This window comes from Haloarcula rubripromontorii (assembly GCF_001280425.1).
GTDB classification, from domain to species: domain Archaea; phylum Halobacteriota; class Halobacteria; order Halobacteriales; family Haloarculaceae; genus Haloarcula; species Haloarcula rubripromontorii.
Genome location: NZ_LIUF01000005.1, coordinates 95,201 through 115,153 on the forward strand (window position 1 = coordinate 95,201; position 19,953 = coordinate 115,153).

Consider the following 19,953-nt stretch of genomic DNA (forward strand, 5'->3'; position numbering starts at 1 on the left):
TGTTACCACCTCATCGTCGTCGCCTTCGTCACGTCCACGTCTGTGAAGTTGCGGTACAGGACCAGGACGATACCGATTCCGATGGCGACCTCCGCGGCGGCGAGTGCCATCGTGAACAGGGTGAACACCTGGCCGGTGAGGTTCCCGTGTTGCAGCGAGAACGCGACGAGGTTGATATTCGCAGCGTTCAGCATCAGCTCGACGGACATCAGGAAGATGAGCGCGTTCCGTCGGGTGAGGATGCCGAACAGACCGATACAGAATATGGCCGCCGACAGGAGGAGATACGTCTCAGCCGGAATCACGAGTCGTCACCTCCGTGGTGGGTGCCGCCATCGGCGACAACGGTTTCTTCCTCGTCGTCGCGTTTCGCCAGCATCAACGCGCCATCAAGGGCCGCGTCGAGGGCGATCGCGATGAGGATGAACGCGACGAGGAACCCTTCACCGGGAACGGCCGCGTCGCCGACCAGCAGGCCCGGTTCGATGTCGAACATCGCCGCGCCGAGGCTCTTCGTTATTGCCGCTCCCTCGCCAAAGCCCGCTGGCGCGGGAAACGAGACGCCCATGAACACTGCACCGAGTACGACGAACAGGGCGATTGCGGCCAGTCCAGCGACGAAACTCCCCTCCGTCTGTAGTTCGGGCTTTGTGGTCATGGTGTCACCTCGATCACCGACTCGTCCTCGCGGGTCAGCATCACCGCGAAGGTGATGAGGACGAGGACGCCGCCGACGTACACCAGGATCTGCATCGTTGCGACGAACGCCGCCTGGTTCATTACGTAGAACACTGCGACGCTGACGAGTGAAACGCCCAGTAACAGCGCCGAGTGCCAGACGTCCCGGACTAACACGACGCCCGCAGCGCTGCTCACCGTTACGATAGCGAACAGCGCGAACGCAATTGACTCTGCCAGTGCCATCTTACTTGGAGACTCTTTGCGGCGTCCCTTTGAAGATTCCTCTTTCGTCTCGCCAGTAGAGCCACTGTTTGCCGGTATGGCCCCCATATTTCGGGGCACTTCCGTCCTTCCGGGGAATACTTATCAGTATCTAGGTGGATTCGGGCGATGGAGACTGCCTACTCTGGGAGTAATACTGGACAGCCAGCCTCGCTGAACAGCACGCCATGTCGGTATGGATGAAGCAGCGCGATGCTTGTCCCGAGAGAGAACCGCTAAAATCCGTCGCAAAAGGGGTTATTGGTAATCCACTTCGCCGTCGCCCTCGCCGATCCACGCGCCCCGGTCGGGTTCGCGGGACTCCAGCGGGTCGATATCCTTGTACCACGGCACGTTCTTGAGTTGTTCCTTGTCGTAGGCGAACTCGTCTTTCGTGTCCGCGGTGAACTCGAAGTTCTGGGTCAGCAGGATCGCGTCGGTCGGACAGACCTCCTCACACAGCCGACAGTAGATACACTGGCCGATGTGGAGGTTGTACTGCTCGCCGTTGCGCTGCTCGTCCATCACGATCTGGATCGTGTTGTTCGGACAGACGTTCTCGCACTGCCGACACCAGATACACCGCTCCTGGCTCCACTTGTGGACACCGCGGAAGCGGGGGCTCACCTCGGGGGCGACGTCCGGATACTCCACCGTGAACGTCTCCCCGTCGAGGGCGTGTTTCATCGTCGTCGCCATTGATTTCAGGATTCCAATCATGACAGGTCACCTCCGGTCGCTCGCGGGTCGGTTCGTGTGGCCGTCATCAGACGGTCACCCCGACAATAACTGCGGTCAGCATCAGGTTCGCCAGCGACAGCACCAGCATTCCCTTCCAGCCGATCTCGATGAGCTGATCGATCCGGACACGCGGGACCGCCGAGCGGGCCCACTGCGTGAACAGGAAGACGCCCCAGATCTTGATGAGGAACCAGACGATGCCCGGGAGGACCGGACCGGCCGGTCCACCGAGGAAGATCGTGGCGATGATTGCCCCACCGAGGAAGATGTGGATGAACTCCCCGAGATAGATCAGGACGAAGTACACTGAGGAGTACTCGGTCTGGTAGCCGGCGACAATCTCTGTCGGCGCCTCCGGGATGTCGAACGGGTTCCGGCCGACCTCCGCGAGGTTCGCGATCATGAACAGGACGAACGCGAAGGGGTTCACGAACGCGTACCACGACGGCAGCGGCCCGATCAGCGACTGCTGCTGTGCGGCGACGATCTCGCTCATCTGGAGTGAGCCGGCGAAGATGACGACCGACGCGCCCGTCAGGATGAGCGGGATCTCGTAGGCGAGGTTCTGCGCGACGGCGCGCAGCCCGCCGAGGAACGAGTACTTGTTGTTCGACGCGTACCCGGCCATCACGAGGCCGATCGACGTGGTCGAAGCCACGGCGAACACGTACGCAAGCCCGACTTCGGGATCGGCGAGGTGGATGCCGTTCCCCATCGGAATCACGGCAAAGCCAAGCAACGCAGTGCTGGCAATAATCAGCGGCGCGAGGTCCCATGCCGGTCGGTCGACGCCTTCTGGAACGATGAGTTCCTTCGACAGCAGGCGAACGGCGTCAGCCACGATAATGAACAGCCCGTACGGGCCGATCCGGTCGACGGCGATACGATCAGTGAACGCGGCCGTAATCTTTCGCTTCGCCCACGGACCGGCAAGCGCCGTGTTCGTCATCATGAGCGTCCCGATGAGTCCGGCCCCGACGAGGCTCATCACGATCATGACGGCCGTGCTGTTGGGATCCTGCCCCAGCAGGTTCGCGAGCGTTTCTGGTAACGGCGCCGACTGCATTACCGGTCCACCTCCCCGAGGACGATGTCGAGGCTCCCGAGCGAGGCGATCATGTCGGGGATGTACTCACCCTGGGACATCTCCGGCAGCGTCTGCAGGTTCGAGAAGCACGGACTGCGGATCTTGAACCGGGCCGGTTTGTCCGTCCCATCCGAGCGGATGTAGATGCCGAGTTCACCCTTCGCACCCTCGACGGAGCGGTAGATCTCCTTGTCAGGGTCCGGGCGAAGCGTCCGTGGGACGTTGGCCTGAATCTCGCGGTCGTCTTCCGGCCACTGCTCCAGCAGGTCGACACACTGCTCGATGATGCGAGCGGACTCCTCGACCTCGCGGAGGCGGACGAGAACGCGACTGAAGTTGTCGCCGCCTTGCTCGGTGACGACGTTCCAGTCGAGTTCGTCGTAGTAGCCGTAGGGGTCGTCCCGACGGATGTCGTAGTCGACGCCCGAGCCACGCGCCACGGGACCGGTCGCGCCGTACTGTTTGACCTGCTCCGGAGAGAGGACGCCGGTGTCGACACACCGCATCTGGAAGATCTCGTTTCCGGTGACGAGGTCGTGAATCTCTTCGAGCTTGTGCGGGAGGTCGTCGAGGAAATCACGGATCTTCTCGAAGTACTCCTCGCGGGGCTCGGGCAGGTCCCATGCGACCCCGCCAAGCCGGAGGTAGTTGAACATCAGCCGCTGACCGGTGAGGTCCTCAAGCAGGTTCTGGACGATTTCGCGGTCGCGGATCCCGTACTGGAAGACGGCGGTGAAGTCGCCGAACACGTCCAGCGCGAACGTCGCCAGCGCGAGTTCGTGGGAGGCGATGCGGCACATCTCCGCGGCCATCGTCCGGATGACCTGCGCGTACTCGGGGACTTCGATGTCAGCGAGGTCCTCTGCCGCGCGTGCGTATGCCCACTCATTGAGTATGCCGGCGGAAATGTAGTCCCAGCGGTCGGGGTACGGCATTATCTGGTGGCGGTAGGTGCCCTGCTGGCACATCTGCTCCTCACAGCGGTGCAGGTAGCCGATATCGGGTTCGAGGTCGGCGATCTGCTCGCCGTCGAGTACCGTCTCGACGTGGAGCACGCCGTGGGTCGCCGGGTGATGTGGACCGATGTTGACGAACATCGTGTCCGGGTCGTCCTCGCTGCGCTTGTCGTCTTTCAGCGGGTTCGCGTGCTCGCGCAGGGAGACGATCTGTGGCTGGTCCTGATTGTAGTCCTGGCTCAGGGGGTGGCCCTGCCAGGTCTCGGGCAGCAGGATGCGACGCAGGTCGGGGTGGTCGTCGTAGTCGATGCCGACCAGGTCGTAGGCCTCCCGCTCGTGCCAGTCTGCGGTGTCGTAGACGCGAGCGGCCGACTCGTTGTGCGGGTCGTCCTTCGGCGACGGGACGACAATCGACAGCTCCTGTGTCGGGTCGTTGTACTTCCGCAGGTGGTAGATGGATTCGTACCGGTCGTCGTACTCCTGTGCCGTGACACAGGCGCAGTGGTCGAACCCAGCTTCCTCTTTCAGCGTCGAGAGGACGTCCTGGACTTCGTCGGGACGGATGACGAACCCCTCGGCGTTGACGTGCTCCTCTCGGTCGAGGACATGGCCCCCGAGCAAGTCCGCGAGCGCGTCGTAATCGAGGCCGTCCTCCGTAACGCCGACGTCGAGCGCCGTATCGCGTGATGGTTTTTCTAAACTCATGGCAAGTTATGGGGAGTCGTTCCAGTTGTACCGCATGACGAGGTCTTCCTCGTCGATTTCGCTGGCGAGTTTGTCCACGAGCTCGTCCTGTTCGAGATCACCGAACTGCTCCAGTTCGTAGGGCTTGACCGTCACTGGCGAAGACTCACCCTCGGCGATACGCTCTTGCAGCTTGGCGACGCCGTAGATGAGTGCCTCGGGGCGTGGCGGACAGCCCGGCACGTGGATATCGACCGGAATGACCTCTTCTGCGCCCTTGATGACGTTGTACCCTTCCTGGAACGGGCCGCCGGAAATGGTACAGGATCCCATCGAGACAACGAACTTCGGCTCGGGCATCTGATCGTAGACACGCTTCATCCGCGGGGCGAACTTCGAGACGATGGTCCCCGGGACGATGATAACGTCCGCCTGGCGTGGGGACGCACGTGGCACCCCCGAACCGAAGCGGTCGAGGTCGTGCTTGATCGCGTAGGTGTGGATCATCTCGATGCTACAGCAGGCGATTCCGAACTGCAGCATGAACATCGAGGAGCCCCGGACCCAGTTCATGAACTTGTCGAACTTGGTCAGGATGAACGGCGTCGACCCGAACGCCTCGCGTAGCGTCGAGTTGAAGCGGTCGTCGGCCCCGTCACCCATGCGGGCCTCCTGTGTCGATACGTCTTCGACGGCCGGTGGTGTCTGGTCACTACTCATATGTGTCTGCCCCCTTCGTGGCGCGCGGACTGCGCACCCACTGAACTGCGCCGTTACGCCAGGCCCAACCGAGTCCAACGGCGAGAATTCCGATGAATACGACCATCGGTAGCAGTGCCTTGGTCATCCCGACTTCAGCGACGGCGTCGCTGTAGATGACCGTCCACGGGAAGATGAAGACGGTCTCGATGTCGAAGACGACAAACAGCAGCGCGACCATGTAGTACTGGATATTAAACTTGATCTGTCGACTGCTGCCAGTCGGCACTTCACCGGACTCGTAGGTAGTGCGTTTGCCTTGTTCCGGCACGCTGGGCCGCAAGAGGCTCGAAACTGCCATCATCGTCAGTGGGATGGCCAGTGCCACGACCGCGAGCGCGCCGATGGCGATCCATGGATTACTCATTCCGGTATCTCCTATCGTCTGCCGGTTAGAAGTACTCGCATATAAGGGTTCATTGTTCGGTTTTTCGGCCCTGTGGGTCTTTAAGAGCCGACGCGCTCTCAGACCGAAAGTGACCTGCAACCGCCCTACCCCCTCGGTGTGATCCCCTCGTTATTCACTCGTCCCAGTGCTCGCGTTTGAATCCGGGTGTCCCGAGTTCGTGGAGGTCACGCGACGCCTCGCCGACCTCGGTCTGGAGCCCCTCGTGATACGAGACGAGACGGTCCCGCAGTTCGTCGTGCTGCCGTGCGAGAATCTGTACCGCCGAGAGGGCGGCGTTGAACGATTTGCCGGCGTCGACCGCGGTGATGGGCGCGCCCTGTGGCATCCCGATGACCGAGTCGACGGACTTCTCCTGCACTGGGACACCGATGACCGGCAGCGGATAGGCGATGCTGGCGGTCATGTTCGGCAGGTCCGCGGATTTTCCGCCCGCACCGGCGATAATAACGTCGATGCCGCGGTCGGCGGCCGTCTCTGCGTACGCGTACATCAGCTCCGGTGTCCGATGTGCCGAGCAAACGAACGTCTCGAAGGTGAAGCGGCTCTCGGGCGCGTCGGTGTAGTTGGTCTGTTCCTCGAACCCGAGTTCGTCGGCCAGCGCCGCGTAGGCCCCCGGCCGCTTGCCCTTCCCGCCGGCCATCGTCGGCAGGTCCGAATCCGACCCCATGACGATGCCGACGTCGGGCGTCAGGTCGTTCGGTCGGTCCATCTCGGCTTCGTCGTGTAACTGGTCGATGAGCGACTGGACGCTGTCTGCGGACATACGACCCACTGCGGCGGGGACCGGCGTAAGTGTGGGCGGTTTCCGGTCAGTCGGCCAGCACCTGCTCCAGTTCGGCACGCAACCTCTGTGGCTCCGCGGGGAAGCACCTGAGCGGATCGGTACGGCCGGCGACCCGTATCCTGAGTGCGTTCCGTTTGCGGTACGTGAGTGCGAGGCTGACGGCACCAGCGACAGCGAAGGCCCCGCCGAGAAGGACGGACCGATTGAGTGATAGCAGACCGAACCCGATCAGCGCGGCGCTCATCACCGCGAGAAACCAGTCGATGTCCTGCAGACTCACCTCGACCACGTCGGCGAGATCGACGACCACCGGCTCGTCATCGCGGTCGACCACGAGGCGGTCAGCACCGAGGATGATAGTTCCGCCGGGTCGGAGTGTGCCCGTGTACCGCTCGGTGTCGACGGGCAGTTCAGTGCCTGCGGTCGTGCCGTCGCTGTCGTCGCCCACGGTCAGTCGTCGCTCACCGCGGACGGACGGTTGCCGCCGCGGCCGCGGATACGGTCTACTGCTGAGACATATTCGCTGTCGTCCTCGGTGAGCGCGGCCCAGGCCGCGAGGCCGCGCTCCTCGCGGGTCCCCGGCACGGTGTTGTCGAGGACGAAGGCGACGATGCCGCCGACGACCATCCCGGTCCCGCCCATGACGAACAACGTGGTCGCGACCACATCGGTTCCGAGGACGCTCCCCAGCACCGGCACAGCCGCGAGGCCCTGCTGGAGGGCCGTTGCACCGCCGACGTCCATCCCCTGTCCGACCTGGCTCATGTACTCGGGGACTGCGAGACCAGCAAAGAGTGCGAAGCCGACGATGAAGACGTTTCGGTTGGCATCGAGGTCAACGTACTTGAGCTGTGAGAGGCCCACAGCGGCGATCTGTCCGAACATGACGATGTAGAGGCCGCCGATGATGGGCGACGGGATGGTCGCGAACAACTGGCCCGCCGGTCCGAAGTAGCCGACCAGAATCATCACCGCAGCGCCGATCTGTACGACGTAGCGTGACGCGACGCCGGTGATGGCGATGGCACCGACGTTCTCAGTGTAGGAGGTGCAGCCGTTGCCGGTGCCCATGATGCCGGCGAACACGTTGCCGACCCCCTCCATGCCGATACCGTCGTTGATTCGGTGGCTGTTCGGCGCGCCGCGGCCGGCGATGCGGGCGACGGAGTGGTAGTCGCCGAAGCTCTCGACGACGGAGGCAAGCATTCCGGCGAACATCCCGACGACGAACCCCGGTGTGAACTGCGGGAGCCCCCACTGGAACGGGTAGATGGGCTGGACTAGGGGTGCGCTCGTGACAGAACCGAGCGAGACGTAGCTGACAGAGCCGGCGGCGAAGACGCCTGTGACCGAGAGGATGGCCGCGACAGTCCACGCAAACAGAATACCCAGGAGTACGGGAAAGAGCTTGAACGCGCGGTGGCGTCGGTCGAGATACTGCGAACACGCGATAATCGAGAGCATCGTCAGCCCAAGCAGCCACCAGTTCTGACCGGTCCCGGGGCTTCCGAAGTTCGGGTTCGCAATCTGTGGGACGTTAAACAGCGAGAGGCCGATGAGCGCGATGACCGGCGCGATGACGACCGGACCGACGTACCGCTTCAGTTTCCCCATGAGGCCGCTGTAGCCGATTACCATCTCGACGATACCGGCGACGATGACGGCTCCCTGTAGCTCGACGAGCATGGTTTGCCAGTCTGCGCCCTGCTGGGCCAGCACGCCGATGATGGCCAGCCCCGGTGCAAGCATTGAGAACGTTCCGCCCTGAACGATCGGGTATCTGTTTCCGAGCGTCGTCTGGGCGAGCGTTGCGATGCCGGAGACGACGAAGAACGTGCCGATGAGACGGCCGACCTGCTCCGGCGCTGCCTCGAACATCCCCATCGCGCCCGCAAGTCCGAGCGGGATCGCGACGGACGCGCCGATCATCGTCAGGTAGTGCTGGACGCCGAGCAGTATCGCCTGCTTTCGCGGCGGCTTATCGTCGATACCGTACTCGACGAAGCCGGCGGTCTCCGGTTCCGCCGGTGTGGTCGGGTTTTGTCCGTCGTCCGGTGGTGTCGCGTCAGTCATGCTCGCTACCCATGGCACTGCAACTCCCGATACATATTCTTTGCTCGTTGGCCCGGCCGCGACGGGACGCAGCCGCCCGCCTCGAAAGGAAAACGCTCTTGGCCCGCTCCGACACAGTCTTGGACATGAGCAACGGGGACGACGAGGCCGACGCGTCGGACGACGCCGAGGCAACAGATGAGATCGACGTGACCGCCGAAGAACTGGAATCGCGTCTCACAGAGGCCGGCGACGCGTTAGAGGCCGCAGAGACGGAAGCCGACCTCGACGACGTTGAGTCGTCCCTCGACGACATCGAGAGCGACCTCGAAGCCGCTGACCTGCCCGAACCCGACGAGGACGACGATGACGCCGAGGACCCCCGAGAGGAACTGGAGTCACAGCTCTCCGATCTCCGCGACGACCTCGATGCACAGCGCGGCCCCTACGCCGAGGACGTCGTCGCCATCGTTTCCGACGCCGCCGACACTGTCACCGACAGCGAGTGGACCGACGACGGAGAGGCCGAGGCTCAGGATGCTGTCGAGACGTTCCTCGACGAAAGCGCGGAGTTCGTCGACCACGACGCGGACACAGGCGGCGATTTCGTCGCTGCTGGCGACGCACTGGGTACAGTCGCTGACGCCATCGAATCGGCAAACCTCGACCCAGACGAGGACGCTGAGACTATCGAAGGCCTTCTTGAAGCGGCCGAGACGCTGGAAACGGGGCTCGAAGATGCCGAAGTCTGGGACGACCTCACAGTGCAGGAGCAACTCGACGCGCGTGGGTTCTACGACATCCTGACGAACGAGAACCGGAAAGACTTCCCGCCGGAGTGGAACGCCGCGAAGCTCCACGCCGAAGAAGGTGACTTCGAGCAGGTGCTGTTCGCCTACGACAAACTCGGGTCGGAGTTCTTCGACGGCTACATCGTCGACCTCCTGTACAACCTCGGGAGCGACGCCGAGCCGGCCTTTGACGCGATGCACCAGCGCGCACAGAAGCGCGACAAAGGACCGATCGAGGTACTGGGGAAAATCGGCGACGAGCGCGCCACCGAGACGCTGCACGACTACATCGACGGCGACGGCGATCCCGCGCTCCAGAAAGTTACGCTCCGCGCGCTGGGCGCTATCGGCAGTGCGGAGTCGGTCCAGCCGGTCGCCAATCGGCTCGACGCTGACAGTGAGGAGGTCCGCTCGGTCGCGGCTCGGGCCCTCGGCCTGCTTGGTGACACGCGCGCTATCGAGCCGCTCGGCGACGTACTCAAATCCGACGACAGCGACTCCGTTCGCGCCTCCGCTGCGTGGGCGCTCCGGCAGATCGGGACCGAAACAGCGCTAGACGAAGCCGCCCGCTACACGGACGACCGCGCGTATCTTGTCCAGGCCGAGGCGGAAAAGGCAGCGAGCGCCTGATATAGGATACCTTTTTATACGAACGGGCGGCCAGACGCCCCGATGCGGTCGTTCGCCTCACTCGTCTGTTGCGTGCTCGTCCTCGCCGCGATAGGCCCGCCCGTCGCCACCGCCACCTCGGTCGCGCCGGCCGACAGTCCCGCGGAGCCGTCGATTCACGCAGTGTATCCGGACCCCATCGCCGGCGGCGACGAGGGGGAGTTCGTTGTTCTTAGCATCCCTGACAGATCCGAAATCGGGGAGTACACCGTCACCGACGGCGACAGCACCGCCGCCGTCCCGAACATGACCGCCCGCGGGCGCGTCGTCCTCTCGACGGCACCGAATCGGACCCGGACGCTCACCGACTGGCCGGTCGTGGGCCTCGACGGACACCTCGGGCTGGCAAACGGCGGCGAGCGAATCCGACTCCAGCGCGGCAACCGGACCGTCGACGCCGTCCGGTACGCCGACCCGGCGGAAGGCGAACTCGGCGTCGTGAGCGGCTCGGCCGTTCGCTGGCGACCGCTTGGCGCGACCGACCGCCCAATCGTCAGGGCCGCCGGTGGCGAGGTCCGTGCGTTCACGCTGCCGGATACGCCCGCTGCTCCGATTCGGCCGATCCGAAACGCGGACGAGCGGGTATACCTGGCTGGCTACACGCTCTCCTCGGACAGAGTCGCCGACGCCCTCATCGCCGCTCAGCGCCGCGGCGCGACGGTCCGTGTCCTGCTTGAGGGGGAACCGGTCGGGAGCCGAACTGCCACAGAAGCCAACACGCTTGACCGCTTAGCTGAGGCCGGTGTGTCCGTTCAGGTACTGACGGGCCCGCGCGCCAGATACCGCTATCACCACGCGAAGTACGCCGTGGCCGACGAGCAGGCCGTCGTGCTGACGGAGAACTGGAAGCCCGCGGGCACCGGCGGCAACAGCAGTCGCGGCTGGGGGGTGATCACGGCGCAGCCACGAATCGTCGACGGGCTGAATCAGACGTTCCAGTCCGATGCCGGCTGGCAGGACAGCAAGTCATGGGGGAAGTACCGTCAGGGCCGACAGTTCGAGCGGGCCGGGCCAGCGACCGGAACATATCCGACTGAGTTCCGGGCTGAATCGGTCTCGGTTCAACGGACGGACCTCTTGATTACGCCGGACAACGCCCAGAGTGGACTCGTCGCGACAATAGACGACGCGGACGACTCCATCGATGTCATCCAGCCGACGGTCGGGAACTGGGACAGTCCACTCCTGCGGGCGCTTCGCCGGGCCGCATCGCGTGGCGTCAAAGTCCGTCTGCTTCTGAGTGATGCGTGGTACGTCCGCGAGGAGAACAAACAGACAGCACAGCGGTTTCGTGAGTGGGCCGACCGCAACGACGCGCCGCTGAGGGCGACGGTTTCGGACCCTGACGGGCGCTACGAGAAGATTCACGCGAAAGGCGCAGTCATCGACGACGAGCGGGTTGTCGTCGGCAGTCTCAACTGGAACGAACAGGCGGCGACATCGAATCGCGAGGTCGTGCTGGTACTACACGGCCGCGACGCAGCCGACTACTTTGGTGCAGTGTTTACCGCTGACTGGGAGGCTGGCGGATTCGACACGCCGGTCGGAGTGCTCGGGGCAGTGCTCGGACTCCTCGTGGTCGCCGGGCTCGCCGCTCGTCGGGTCTCGTTTGAAACGTAGAAAACTGTGTCGTGGTCAGCTTACACAACGCTCGACGGTTTACACTTCTTCGGGCAGCGCCGTCGAGCTTCCGAGTTCCTCGTCGATCTCGGCTTCGGCCATCTTCTCGACGAGGGCGTCGATGACTGACTCGCGGCGGCCCTTGACGAACTTGATGGAGCCGACGACGAGGTGGCCGCCGCCGGAGACGCCGCCGCCGTCGACCTCCTCGGTGAGTTCGGTGACCATCCGCGGGATGTCCAGACGAACGCCGTCCGAGCGCAGGACGGCGAAGTCCGGGCCGTAGCCGATGGTGATGACGGGGTCGCCGGTCTCCGCGACCTTCCGGTCGTGGATTTCGCCAGTGGTCTTGCCGGGGGCGGGGTACGTGAAGCGGTGGGCGTGGTTCTCCACGTCGATGGTGTAGAGGTGCGCGCCGTTGTCGAGGCGCTCGTGTTCGACGTGGCTCATGGCGGCGTCGAGCTGGTCCTCGACGTCGCGTTCGGCCCGCTCGGCCAGGAAGTCGACGACTTCCCCGTGGCGGTCCCGGTCGTCACAGTCGACGTTTAGCACGTCGGTGATGAGCTGTTCGCCGGAGTTGTAGCGCAGCCAGTGGGTCGCGTAGTCCAGCGCCTCGCCGATGTCGCGAAGGTCGCTCTCGTCGTAGCCCTTCTCGCCGGCGAGGTCGATGTAGTCCCGCATCGCCTCGGCCTCCGAGCGGTCCGAGAGGCCGGCGACGGCGGGGACGTGCGTGAGGTCCTCTGTGAGGTCGGGGTCGATCATCCGGGCGAGTTCGACACAGAGCATGCCCGTGGTGATGCGATAGTCCTCGTCGTGAAGGTAGGGGTTGACGTGCTGCTCGATGAGTGGCTCGACGGCTTCCGGGTCGGGGTGGTGGTGGTCGACGACGACGACCGGGATGTCGTAGTGCCGGAGGTTCCGGTAAGCCGGCGTGTCTTCCTCGGTGGAGCCGTTGTCGAGCATCAGGAGCATCGGGAGCTTCTGGCCGTGACGGGTGCGGTCCTCCAGCGCGAAGTTGAGGTCCCGGGTCACGTCCTCCATCTCGTAATAGGGGGCTTTGCTCGGGAGGCGCTTGAGGAGGTGCTGGGGCGCGCTGGCGTCCTCGTACTGGGAGGCGATGAACGATTCGAGCGCGACCTGCAGCGGAACGCTTGCACAGAGTCCGTCGCCGTCGGCGTGATGACGCATCCGAATTGGGCGGCCCGAGAGCACCGTCTTGCGGAGCTCCATCGCGACTTCACGAAGGTCGTCCCACAGCTTCTCGAAAGCGGGCCACTCGACGAGCGGTTCCACGTCGGCTGGCTCGGCGGCCTCGGCCAGCGCGGCGTCGAGGCCGCTCTCAACGGTGGCGGCCGCCTCGCCGTCGAGCACGGTCAGCGATTCGGCCTCGACCTGCAGGCCATCGTCGCGTTCCTCTGCGCGCCCGGAGACACGGACGATGTCGTCGATTTCGACACCGGGGTGCGCGCGGACGCCGGCCTCTTCGAAGGCGGCACACGGGACGATGCCGGTTTCGTCACGGACCTGGAACACTGTGGGACCGCCGGTCTGTTTGATCTGGACGACCTGACCCTCGATGATGACCGTATCGCCAGTTGCGTCGGCGAGGTCGGCGACGGTGGTCGCGTCGCCGTGGACGACGCGCTGTTCCTCGTAGTCAGCGACCCGTACTTCTTCGAAGCTCAGGTCGCCATCGGGACGGATCTCGCCGAGTTCGACGATGAGGTCGTCGCCCACGTCGTACTGGCCCAAGAGATTAGAGTCGTGGACGAGTCCGGAGACAGCATCGGAGAGATCGACAAACACGCCGTATTCGACGGTGCCGTTGACAGTTGCGTGGTACAGTGCGCCTTCTTCGAGATCATCGGACGTACATTGGTCCGCGAGATCGTAGACGATGGTCCCGCCGTCGGGGACCGTCGCACCGTCACCGGTGCCAGTTGGCGAAGACATTTGTCGTCTCTTCGGTTCTCCCCTGTTTGTACTCTTCGGAATCCGCGGAGCCGAACACAACGCGTAAAAAGCGTCCGACCCGACTCCGTGATATGGGGTTGTTCCGAACGAGCGGGATACTCGGAATCGCGGAGTCCGCACTCGAGTTCGCGCTCGCAGCCTCCGAAGAGGCCCACCCAAACGAGTACATGGGCTTTCTCCGGGGCGATGACGCCAGCAAGCTCGGGCTCGACGACGACGGCACGGTGCTGACCGACGTTCTGGTCATTCCGGGGACGGAGTCGAACCCGGTCAGCGCGACCGTCAAGACGAGCATGGTGCCAAACGACATGCGAGCGGCGGGGTCGATTCACTCCCACCCGAACGGCGTCCTCAAGCCCAGCGACGCCGACCTTGCCACCTTCGGGCGCGGCGACGTCCACATCATCATCGGCTACCCGTACGGCCGCGACGACTGGCAGGCCTTCGACAGCGACGGGAGCGAGGTCGACCTCCCAGTACTCGATGTCGAACCGCCCGAGGAATCCTTCTTCGACTTCGACCAGGCCGATATCGACGCCGAACTGCGCGAGGAGGAGTTCGACAAGTGACCCGGGTCGTCGCACAGGGCACGTTCGATATCCTGCACCCGGGCCACGTCCACTATCTCGCGGACGCCGCAGACATGGGCGACGAACTCCACGTCATCGTCGCCCGCTCGGTCAACGTCACCCACAAGGAGCCGCCAGTGGTCCCGGACGAGCAGCGACGGGAGATGGTCAGCGCACTCAAACCGGTCGACGAGGCACATCTCGGCCATCCCGAGGATATCTTCGTCCCAATTGAACGCATCGAACCGGACATCATCGCGCTGGGCTACGACCAGCACCACGACGACGAGCAACTCGAAGCGGCCCTGTCCGCCCGGGGTATCGACTGTGAAATACGCCGGGCCAGCCCGCTGGAAGCCGAGGCGGCTGACCGGCTCCTGTCGACAGGCCGGATTATCGACCGGATTGTCGACGAGCGCAGCGAGTGATTACGCTTCGACGGTGACCGTCGCCTCCGAGACGACGCGCTCGTCCGAGGTGTCCGTCCCGGCCTCGACCGCCAGCGTGTACTCGCCGGGGGACGCTTCGTCCGGGACGGCGACTACCAGACTGCCTGTCACCGAATCGGCGACAGGATCCCAGACTAGCTCGGGCGGATAGGACTCCCGCACGGCGGTCGGCTGCGGCTCGAAATTCTCGTGTGTAACCTGCCAGCTTTGGGGTATATCAGCCAGTTGCCAGGTCTGGACGCCAATCGACGAGGCCTGTACCTCGATTCTCGCCGTCTCGCCCGGCGCGGCAGTCGCGTCTGCCGCTTCGATGGTGAGACCGCTGTTCGAGCCGCCAGGAGCCCCACAGCCGGCCAGACAGAGCGCCCCGGCTGAGAGCGCGAGCACTGTTCTCCGAGTTCGCATACGGACCGTTCCAGCGGCCGGGGGAAAATCGTTCGTACGGGTACTGCCCGGCTTGCCGCAGTCGAGCACTACGACCGGTTTAGATGAGGTCGGCCTCGGCCAGTCGGTCGACGGCTTCCTGCAATCGCTCCTTGCTGTTGGCATAGGAGATGCGGGCGTAGCCGGGCGTCCCGAACGCGGTCCCGGGGACGGTGGCGACCTGCGCCTCCGAGATGGCCTGGTCGCACCACTCGGTATCGTCTCCGTCGGGGGCGATTTCGGGCATCATGTAGAACGCACCCTGTGGTTCGGGGACGTGGACGCCGTGGTCCTCGAACAGGCCCATGAGGAACTCGCGGCGCTCGGCGAAGGCCTGTCGCATCTCCTCGACGGCGTCGTCGGTGTTCGTGATGGCCTCGACGCCGGCGTGCTGGACGAAGTTCACTGCACACGAGACCGAGTGCGAGTGGACCTTCCCGGCCTGTGAAACGAGTTCTTCTGGGGCCGCGAAGTAGCCCAGCCGCCAGCCGGTCATCGAGTACGCCTTCGAGAAGCCGTTCAGCGTGATTGTTCGGTCCTCCATGCCCTCAAGCGTGCCGAGCGAGACGGCTTCGACGCCGTCGTAGGTGATCTCCTTGTAAATCTCGTCGGAGATGACCGTGATGTCGTGTTCGACAGCGAGGTCGCGGACGCCTTCCATCGCCTCGCGGGAGTACACGGCACCGTGAGGGTTGCCCGGCGAGTTGACGACGAGCAGTTCCGTCTCGTCGGAGACGGCGTCGGCGAGGTCGTCGAGCGCGCCTTCGAGCTGGAAGTCGTGGGCGGCGGTGTCGACGCGGGTCAGCGTGCCGCCGGCGAGTTTCGCCATCGCTTCGTAGGACACCCACGCGGGGTCGAGCAGGGCGACTTCGTCGCCGTCGTCGATGACGGTCTGGAAGATCTCGTACAATGCCTGCTTGCCGCCGGGCGTGACGATGAGGTTGTCCGGGCCGTACTGGGTGAGGCCGTCCTCGTGGAGCTTGTCGGCGATAGCTTCCTTCAGTTCGGGGATGCCGTTGGAGGACGTGTAGCCGGTATGGCCGGCGTCGAGTGCGTCCTTGGCGGCGTCTTTGATATTCTCCGGCGTGTCGAAGTCGGGTTCGCCGACGCTCAGGTCGACGACATCCTTGCCTTCGGCCTCCAGTTCTGCGGCCTTGTTGCTGATCGCGAGGGTCGCGCTCGGTTCTACACGTTCGACGCGGGAAGCGAAGTCCATAGTCATTGTTCGAGTTCGGTGGCGAGTTCGATTGCGCTCCGGACGGCCGAGGCCCCCTTGTCGGTTCGGGCCTCAGCCTCGTCCTGGCTCATGCCCGGGCCGATGATGCCCAGCGTGACGGGGGTATCGCGGTCGAGGGACACGTCGGTCAGCCCCTGCGCGGCGGCGTTGCCGATGACCTGGTCGTGGTCGGTGTCGCCGCTGATGATCGCACCGAGGACCGCGACAGCGTCGACATCTGATCGGCGCGCGAGCCGGTCAGCGGCCAGCGGTGTGTCGTAGGACCCCGGGACATCAATCGACGCGACAATCTCGGCGTCGTTGTCGGCAGCGGCCTCGTAAGCCCCGTGCTCCATCTCCTCGATAACGGCCCCGTGTTTGTCGTACTGGGCGACAACCAGCCCGAGCTGCACCATACCTGACACCCGGGCAGGGGCGACTAAAGAACTACCGTTCCGTGCTTGCACGGCCACGGGTCGCTACGCTGACCGCGGCGATGGGCGGGTAAGTTAAAAACCTGTTATAGAAACCAGAAGCATTCTAATGCCCCATGTGCTTGAGCCAGATATGGCTGAGTCGTCCCTGCTGTCTGCCCTCCACGATTTCCGGGACCGGACCCGGTCCTGGTTCGCGGACGACCCCCGCGCCACCGTGAAGCTAATCGTCGCTGTGACGCTTCTCGGTCTCGTCCTCAGAGTCGCGGCACTCGGGAGCCGCGTCGCCCATTTTGACGAGGGCCGCGTGGCCTACTGGGCGCTGCACCTCCGCGATTCTGGGTCGTTCGCGTACCGGTACATCATCCACGGTCCGTTCATCCAGCACGTCGATAGCTGGGTGTTCACCCTCGCCGCGCCGACGGATTTCACGATGCGGCTCCCGGTCGCGATTGTCGGCGGCCTGCTTCCGCTGACAGCGCTGCTCTTTCGCCGACACCTCCGGTCCGACGAGACAGTCTTCATGGCTGCCTTTCTCGCGCTCAATCCTGTCCTCCTGTACTTCTCGCGGTTCATGCGTAGCGACGTGCTGGTCGCGGCGTTCATGTTCACCGCCTTCGGCCTGCTCGTCCGGTTTGTCGACACCCGGAAGGCGCGCTATCTCTACGGCGCCGGGGCGTTCATGGCATTCGGGTTCGCCTCGAAGGAGAACGCTATCGTCTACGTACTGACGTGGTTCGGCGCGACCGGCCTCCTGCTGGCGAAGGTACTCGTTCTCCCGAACGGCTACCGCGACGCCGTCGCCTTCCTCCGGACCGTCCCGGGTATCGGTGCCATCTGGAGACGAGTCGCTGGTCGCGTCCGGGCGGACGTCGGGCTTGTCGTCACCACCGTCCGCTCGTTCCGCGACCGTCACGACAGCGCTGCCTCCGTCCTCGCGGCGTACGCGAGTCACATCGTCCTCGCCGCGCTGGTGTTCGGCCTCATCTCGCTGTTCTTTTATGCGCCCCGCGGAGCTGGTGTCGCCGGTATCGAACATCCGCCAGCACCAGCCGCCAGCGGCGACGTAAACTTTTGGTCCGGCGTGACGAACCCATCGCTGTTCCCGGAGCTCGTCCAGACCACCTGGGAACGCGTCGCTGACCAGTACAGCGAGTGGTTCTCGCCGGCCTCGGAGAAAGCCACAACCACTGAAACGGGCCTCGTTGAGTCTATCGAGACGTTCTACGAGAGCGTCGACGGTCACTACGAGGTACTGCTGAAAGCGCTGGGGTACACCGCGGCACCGCTGCTCCTGTTTTCGGTCTTCGGGTACGCGGTCGACCGACTGGGAATCGTCGAGCCGCGTCACCTCATCCCGTTCGCGGCCTACGGCGGCTACGTCTCGATTCTGGGCTACCCAATCGGGACCGACATCGGCGCGCCGTGGCTCGCGGTCCACGTCGTCGTCCCGCTGTCGATTCCAGCCGCCGTCGGGCTTGCAGCCGTCGTCCGATGGGGGAACGAGTCGCTGTCGGCTGACGACGTGACCGGCGCTGCCATCGCCGCCGCCATCGTTCTGCTCGTCACTGCACTCGTCGTCAACACGACCGTAACGCGGGTGTACACGAACGAGCATCTGGAGGGGAACTCGCTGGTCCAGTACGCTCAGCCACAGGAGTCGCTCCGTGCGGATCTGGCCGAGATGGACCGGATCGCGACGGCTAACGGGAACGGCACCGATCTGGTGATGTACCACGGGGAGCGCGGCGACGCATACGACGGCGACGACGCGTACGTCAAGGAGGACCGCGGTGAGTGGAACGACTCGTGGTGGAACACCAGACCGACCTGCCTGCAGTGGCACAACTCGCTGCCGCTGCCGTGGTACTACGCGGCCGACGACGTGAACGTCTCGTGTGAGAATCGGCCCGACACGCTCGCCGAGCAGGCCCGGGCGGACCAGCCGCCGATAATCATCACCCAGCGGATTGACAGCACGGTCCCTGACGAACAGCTCGAAGCCGCCGGATACACGCCCAAGACTCACCGAATGCGAACGAAATACAGCTCGAACGACATGACCGTGTGGATACACGAGTCCTACGGCCGAGAACCGAACCGTTAACCCTGCTGCTGTGGAAGCGCGCGGTATGACGCTCACGTCACCAGGGCCGACCGTCGGCGTGGTCGGCGGTGGCCAGCTCGGCCGGATGCTGGGCGAGGCGGCCGCGCCGCTTGGCCTCGAACTGCTCGTGACCGACCCGACGCCGGACTGCCCGGCCGCGCCGGTCGTCCGCGACCAGCTCGTCGGGGATTTCGACGAGGCGGCGACCCTGCGGGAACTCGCCGAGCGCGCCGATTACCTCACCTTCGAGATCGAACTCGCCGACCCGGACGTGCTCGAACGGGTCGCCGAAGAGACAGGGACGCCGGTACATCCCGCTCCCGAGACGCTCCGGACGATTCAGGACAAGCTCGTCCAGAAGCGCCGGCTCTCGGATGCCGGCGTTCCGGTCCCCGAGTTCCGCGCTGTCGACACCGCCGACGACCTCCGCGAGGCCTGTGCGGAACTTGGCTACCCTGCGATGCTCAAGGCCCGGACCGGCGGCTACGACGGTCGCGGAAACATCCGCGTCGAGGGACCGGACGACGTCGAGGACGCTATCGACGACATCGCCGGTCCCGCGATGGTCGAGGAGATGGTCGACTTCGAGCGGGAGCTGGCGGTCATGGGCTGTCGCGGCGCGGACGAGCGGGACACGTTCCCGGTCACCGAGACGATTCACCGCGAGGAGATCCTTCGGGAGTCGGTCGCGCCGGCACGGGCATCTGACACCGTCCGTGAGCGCGCGCGTGAGGTGGCCCACAACGTGCTGGACGCCATGGACGGCCGCGGCGTATTCGGAATCGAACTGTTCGAGACGAGCCACGGGGAGATTTTGCTCAACGAAATCGCGCCCCGGCCCCACAACTCCGGCCACTGGACTATCGAGGGGTGTCATACCTCCCAGTTCGAACAACACCTGCGGGCCGTCACCGGCCAGCCGCTGGGGTCGACCGACCAGCGGTTCCCGACCGTGTCGACGAACATCCTCGGGGACGTGGCCGAGCGCCAGTCGGCAGAATTGCGGGGCGAAGGCAGTGTGCTGGAGACGCCACGGGCACACCTGCACTGGTACGGCAAGCGCGACGTGTACGCCCTCCGGAAGATGGGCCACGTAACAGTGACGGCCGACGACCGCGACGGCCTGCTCGCCGACGCCCGCGACCTCCGCGACGGACTGACCTTCGAGTGACCGCCGCCGGCTGAGTCGTGGGTGGGAGCCGCGGCTGACCGTGGTCCAAAACCGAGCGGTCTTTGACTATGCGGTCCTGAGTCGCGATATGGAGCGACGGGATTTTCTCCGTGCGG

General features: G+C 64.6%; 21 protein-coding genes. 6 read left to right on the plus strand and 15 right to left on the minus strand.

The annotated features are described in order from the left end of the window. Positions 1-2 precede the first annotated feature (2 nt). From nuoK to AMS69_RS15565, 11 genes are all read right to left on the minus strand, one after another. Entirely contained in the window at positions 3-305 is a 303-nt protein-coding gene (gene nuoK, locus AMS69_RS15515) for an NADH-quinone oxidoreductase subunit NuoK (protein WP_053968985.1), read from the minus strand. Next, positions 302-658: a hypothetical protein gene (locus AMS69_RS15520; protein ID WP_053968986.1), complete on the minus strand. Its 357-nt coding sequence runs from the start codon at positions 656-658 to the stop codon at positions 302-304. Before AMS69_RS15520 ends, nuoK begins: the two co-directional genes overlap by 4 nt. Continuing rightward, positions 655-924 (minus strand): NADH-quinone oxidoreductase subunit J, encoded by a 270-nt coding sequence (locus AMS69_RS15525; protein ID WP_053968987.1) that lies wholly within the window; start codon positions 922-924, stop codon positions 655-657. The genes AMS69_RS15520 and AMS69_RS15525 overlap by 4 nt, the downstream gene beginning before the upstream one ends. A 276-nt stretch (positions 925-1,200) precedes the next feature. Then, complete coding sequence (locus AMS69_RS15530) at positions 1,201-1,662, minus strand: NuoI/complex I 23 kDa subunit family protein (protein ID WP_004518194.1); 462 nt, start codon at positions 1,660-1,662, stop codon at positions 1,201-1,203. 46 nt (positions 1,663-1,708) lie between these two features. Beyond that, positions 1,709-2,749: a complex I subunit 1/NuoH family protein gene (locus AMS69_RS15535; protein WP_053968988.1), complete on the minus strand. Its 1,041-nt coding sequence runs from the start codon at positions 2,747-2,749 to the stop codon at positions 1,709-1,711. Beyond that, complete coding sequence (locus tag AMS69_RS15540) at positions 2,749-4,431, minus strand: NADH-quinone oxidoreductase subunit D (protein ID WP_053968989.1); 1,683 nt, start codon at positions 4,429-4,431, stop codon at positions 2,749-2,751. Before AMS69_RS15540 ends, AMS69_RS15535 begins: the two co-directional genes overlap by 1 nt. A gap of 6 nt (positions 4,432-4,437) precedes the next feature. Further along, on the minus strand, positions 4,438-5,130 hold the full coding sequence (locus AMS69_RS15545) for an NADH-quinone oxidoreductase subunit B (protein WP_004957101.1): 693 nt from the start codon (positions 5,128-5,130) through the stop codon (positions 4,438-4,440). Next, positions 5,123-5,536, minus strand: coding sequence for an NADH-quinone oxidoreductase subunit A (locus tag AMS69_RS15550; protein ID WP_008313057.1), 414 nt, complete (start codon positions 5,534-5,536; stop codon positions 5,123-5,125). The genes AMS69_RS15545 and AMS69_RS15550 overlap by 8 nt, the downstream gene beginning before the upstream one ends. A 154-nt stretch (positions 5,537-5,690) precedes the next feature. Beyond that, entirely contained in the window at positions 5,691-6,341 is a 651-nt protein-coding gene (locus AMS69_RS15555; protein ID WP_053968990.1) for an AIR carboxylase family protein, read from the minus strand. A gap of 46 nt (positions 6,342-6,387) precedes the next feature. Next, positions 6,388-6,810: a hypothetical protein gene (locus AMS69_RS15560; protein ID WP_053968991.1), complete on the minus strand. Its 423-nt coding sequence runs from the start codon at positions 6,808-6,810 to the stop codon at positions 6,388-6,390. A 2-nt stretch (positions 6,811-6,812) separates the two neighbouring features. Further along, on the minus strand, positions 6,813-8,435 hold the full coding sequence (locus AMS69_RS15565) for a uracil-xanthine permease family protein (protein ID WP_053968992.1): 1,623 nt from the start codon (positions 8,433-8,435) through the stop codon (positions 6,813-6,815). 125 nt (positions 8,436-8,560) lie between these two features. Here AMS69_RS15565 and AMS69_RS15570 point away from each other — a divergent pair, with 125 nt between their 5' ends. Together AMS69_RS15570 and AMS69_RS15575 are read left to right on the plus strand one after the other, a co-directional pair. Next, positions 8,561-9,835 (plus strand): HEAT repeat domain-containing protein, encoded by a 1,275-nt coding sequence (locus AMS69_RS15570; RefSeq protein WP_053968993.1) that lies wholly within the window; start codon positions 8,561-8,563, stop codon positions 9,833-9,835. 42 nt (positions 9,836-9,877) lie between these two features. Further along, positions 9,878-11,494, plus strand: a complete 1,617-nt coding sequence (locus AMS69_RS15575; RefSeq protein WP_053968994.1) for a phospholipase D-like domain-containing protein — start codon at positions 9,878-9,880, stop codon at positions 11,492-11,494. A gap of 39 nt (positions 11,495-11,533) precedes the next feature. Here the strand turns inward: AMS69_RS15575 and AMS69_RS15580 are convergent, their stop codons facing one another. Continuing rightward, positions 11,534-13,447: a DHH family phosphoesterase gene (locus AMS69_RS15580; RefSeq protein ID WP_053968995.1), complete on the minus strand. Its 1,914-nt coding sequence runs from the start codon at positions 13,445-13,447 to the stop codon at positions 11,534-11,536. Between the two features lie 92 nt (positions 13,448-13,539). Between AMS69_RS15580 and AMS69_RS15585 the strand changes: the two genes are divergently transcribed. Beyond that, positions 13,540-14,037 (plus strand): Mov34/MPN/PAD-1 family protein, encoded by a 498-nt coding sequence (locus AMS69_RS15585; RefSeq protein ID WP_053968996.1) that lies wholly within the window; start codon positions 13,540-13,542, stop codon positions 14,035-14,037. After that, the gene (locus AMS69_RS15590) at positions 14,034-14,465 is read left to right on the plus strand and encodes an adenylyltransferase/cytidyltransferase family protein (protein WP_053968997.1); all 432 of its coding nucleotides are present in this window, start codon (positions 14,034-14,036) and stop codon (positions 14,463-14,465) included. Before AMS69_RS15585 ends, AMS69_RS15590 begins: the two co-directional genes overlap by 4 nt. Here the strand turns inward: AMS69_RS15590 and AMS69_RS15595 are convergent, their stop codons facing one another. From AMS69_RS15595 to ribH, 3 genes are all read right to left on the minus strand, one after another. Beyond that, positions 14,466-14,891 carry a hypothetical protein gene (locus AMS69_RS15595; RefSeq protein WP_053968998.1) on the minus strand — a complete coding sequence of 142 codons (426 nt, stop codon included), beginning with the start codon at positions 14,889-14,891 and terminating at the stop codon, positions 14,466-14,468. Positions 14,892-14,970: 79 nt separating this feature from the next. Beyond that, positions 14,971-16,131 (minus strand): pyridoxal phosphate-dependent aminotransferase, encoded by a 1,161-nt coding sequence (locus AMS69_RS15600; protein WP_053968999.1) that lies wholly within the window; start codon positions 16,129-16,131, stop codon positions 14,971-14,973. Further along, complete coding sequence (gene ribH, locus AMS69_RS15605; RefSeq protein ID WP_014040774.1) at positions 16,128-16,541, minus strand: 6,7-dimethyl-8-ribityllumazine synthase; 414 nt, start codon at positions 16,539-16,541, stop codon at positions 16,128-16,130. Before ribH ends, AMS69_RS15600 begins: the two co-directional genes overlap by 4 nt. A gap of 151 nt (positions 16,542-16,692) precedes the next feature. On the opposite strand from ribH, the gene AMS69_RS15610 reads away from it, so the two are divergent. After that, positions 16,693-18,666 carry a flippase activity-associated protein Agl23 gene (locus tag AMS69_RS15610; RefSeq protein WP_053969000.1) on the plus strand — a complete coding sequence of 658 codons (1,974 nt, stop codon included), beginning with the start codon at positions 16,693-16,695 and terminating at the stop codon, positions 18,664-18,666. A gap of 25 nt (positions 18,667-18,691) precedes the next feature. Then, positions 18,692-19,837 carry a 5-(carboxyamino)imidazole ribonucleotide synthase gene (locus tag AMS69_RS15615; RefSeq protein WP_053969001.1) on the plus strand — a complete coding sequence of 382 codons (1,146 nt, stop codon included), beginning with the start codon at positions 18,692-18,694 and terminating at the stop codon, positions 19,835-19,837. The last annotated feature ends 116 nt before the right edge of the window (positions 19,838-19,953 follow it).

What these genes read in the sequence shown, in the direction of transcription:
- AMS69_RS15520 (WP_053968986.1), bottom strand. Translation starts at nt 658, where the DNA reads ATGACCACAAAGCCCGAACTACAGACGGAGGGGAGTTTCGTCGCTGGA.
- AMS69_RS15525 (WP_053968987.1), bottom strand. Translation starts at nt 924, where the DNA reads ATGGCACTGGCAGAGTCAATTGCGTTCGCGCTGTTCGCTATCGTAACG.
- AMS69_RS15530 (WP_004518194.1), bottom strand. Translation starts at nt 1,662, where the DNA reads ATGATTGGAATCCTGAAATCAATGGCGACGACGATGAAACACGCCCTC.
- AMS69_RS15535 (WP_053968988.1), bottom strand. Translation starts at nt 2,749, where the DNA reads ATGCAGTCGGCGCCGTTACCAGAAACGCTCGCGAACCTGCTGGGGCAG.
- AMS69_RS15540 (WP_053968989.1), bottom strand. Translation starts at nt 4,431, where the DNA reads ATGAGTTTAGAAAAACCATCACGCGATACGGCGCTCGACGTCGGCGTT.
- AMS69_RS15545 (WP_004957101.1), bottom strand. Translation starts at nt 5,130, where the DNA reads ATGAGTAGTGACCAGACACCACCGGCCGTCGAAGACGTATCGACACAG.
- AMS69_RS15550 (WP_008313057.1), bottom strand. Translation starts at nt 5,536, where the DNA reads ATGAGTAATCCATGGATCGCCATCGGCGCGCTCGCGGTCGTGGCACTG.
- AMS69_RS15555 (WP_053968990.1), bottom strand. Translation starts at nt 6,341, where the DNA reads ATGTCCGCAGACAGCGTCCAGTCGCTCATCGACCAGTTACACGACGAA.
- AMS69_RS15565 (WP_053968992.1), bottom strand. Translation starts at nt 8,435, where the DNA reads ATGACTGACGCGACACCACCGGACGACGGACAAAACCCGACCACACCG.
- AMS69_RS15570 (WP_053968993.1), top strand. Translation starts at nt 8,561, where the DNA reads ATGAGCAACGGGGACGACGAGGCCGACGCGTCGGACGACGCCGAGGCA.
- AMS69_RS15575 (WP_053968994.1), top strand. Translation starts at nt 9,878, where the DNA reads ATGCGGTCGTTCGCCTCACTCGTCTGTTGCGTGCTCGTCCTCGCCGCG.
- AMS69_RS15580 (WP_053968995.1), bottom strand. Translation starts at nt 13,447, where the DNA reads ATGTCTTCGCCAACTGGCACCGGTGACGGTGCGACGGTCCCCGACGGC.
- AMS69_RS15585 (WP_053968996.1), top strand. Translation starts at nt 13,540, where the DNA reads ATGGGGTTGTTCCGAACGAGCGGGATACTCGGAATCGCGGAGTCCGCA.
- AMS69_RS15595 (WP_053968998.1), bottom strand. Translation starts at nt 14,891, where the DNA reads ATGCGAACTCGGAGAACAGTGCTCGCGCTCTCAGCCGGGGCGCTCTGT.
- AMS69_RS15600 (WP_053968999.1), bottom strand. Translation starts at nt 16,131, where the DNA reads ATGACTATGGACTTCGCTTCCCGCGTCGAACGTGTAGAACCGAGCGCG.
- ribH (WP_014040774.1), bottom strand. Translation starts at nt 16,541, where the DNA reads ATGGTGCAGCTCGGGCTGGTTGTCGCCCAGTACGACAAACACGGGGCC.
- AMS69_RS15610 (WP_053969000.1), top strand. Translation starts at nt 16,693, where the DNA reads ATGGCTGAGTCGTCCCTGCTGTCTGCCCTCCACGATTTCCGGGACCGG.
- AMS69_RS15615 (WP_053969001.1), top strand. Translation starts at nt 18,692, where the DNA reads ATGACGCTCACGTCACCAGGGCCGACCGTCGGCGTGGTCGGCGGTGGC.